Genomic DNA, 402 nt, shown 5'->3' with positions numbered 1-402 from the left:
CTGGCGGAACGCCGACGGCGTCTGGTTGAGCACCGTGACCTGCTGGCGAACCAGCAGCGCGTGGAACGCTTCCGGCGAACGTGCCACGTCGCGTGGCACCACCACCGCCTTGCCGCCGTGCAGCAACGCACCGAACAGCTCCCACACCGAGAAGTCGAACGCATAGGAGTGGAACACGCTCCACACGTCGTTGGCGTCGAACTGCATCCACTGCGCGGTGGCCGCGAACAGGCGCAGCACATTGCGGTGCGGCAGCAGCGTACCTTTCGGCTTGCCGGTGGAGCCGGAGGTGTAGATCACATACGCCAGGTTGTCCGGGCTGCCCAGGGTGGGCGGGTCTTGCTCGCTGTAACCCTGCAGCCACGCTTCGTCCGCCTCCAGCAACAGGCACTGCACGCCCTC

At 66.7% G+C, this 402-nt stretch carries 1 protein-coding gene; it reads right to left on the bottom strand.

Annotated elements, in window-relative coordinates; all coding sequences use genetic code 11:
• The coding region (locus QQL85_RS26450; protein ID WP_284368793.1) for an AMP-binding protein at positions 1-402 on the bottom strand (402 nt) is incomplete at both ends.

It is taken from the genome of Pseudomonas putida (assembly GCF_030159595.1).
GTDB classification, from domain to species: Bacteria; Pseudomonadota; Gammaproteobacteria; order Pseudomonadales; family Pseudomonadaceae; genus Aquipseudomonas; species Aquipseudomonas putida_AC.
The sequence above is the reverse complement of the archived record's forward strand: the minus strand, read 5'-3'. Positions and strand labels throughout refer to the sequence as shown.